The sequence below is a fragment of the Streptomyces flavovariabilis genome, from assembly GCF_000725785.1.
GTDB classification, from domain to species: Bacteria; Actinomycetota; Actinomycetes; order Streptomycetales; family Streptomycetaceae; genus Streptomyces; species Streptomyces hawaiiensis.
This window is the reverse complement of sequence record NZ_JNXD01000100.1, coordinates 1-322: the sequence shown is the minus strand read 5'-3', so window position 1 is coordinate 322 and position 322 is coordinate 1. Positions and strand designations below refer to the sequence as shown.

1 protein-coding gene is annotated in these 322 nt (G+C 71.7%); it reads left to right on the top strand.

Annotated elements, in window-relative coordinates; translation table 11 throughout:
- Positions 1–13 precede the first annotated feature (13 nt).
- Positions 14–322, top strand: a 309-nt coding sequence (locus IO24_RS0140100; RefSeq protein WP_031144846.1) for a YhjD/YihY/BrkB family envelope integrity protein, incomplete at its 3' end; no start/stop codon positions are given.

The window sequence follows — 322 nt, the reverse complement described above, 5'->3', positions numbered from 1 at the left end:
GGCGTTGTACGCCATGCATCGGATCAGCGCGGACCGGCCGGTCTGGCGTACCGCTCCGCGCATCATCGCCACGGCCCTCGTCCTGAGTTCCCTGCTTCTCACGTCGACCCTCGCATTGTTGCTCACCGGCGGCCTGACCCGGCGTCTGGGTCAGGCTCTGAGTCTGGGTACCGGGCCCCAGGCCACCTGGGACACGCTGCGGTGGCCGGTCGTGGCCGCAGTAGCCGTCGCCCTGGTGCTCGTCCTGTACCGGTCGGGGCCGGCGTGCTCCCGCCCTGTCCGGAGGATGGCGCCCGGCGGCACACTGGCGGTGGCGCTTCTG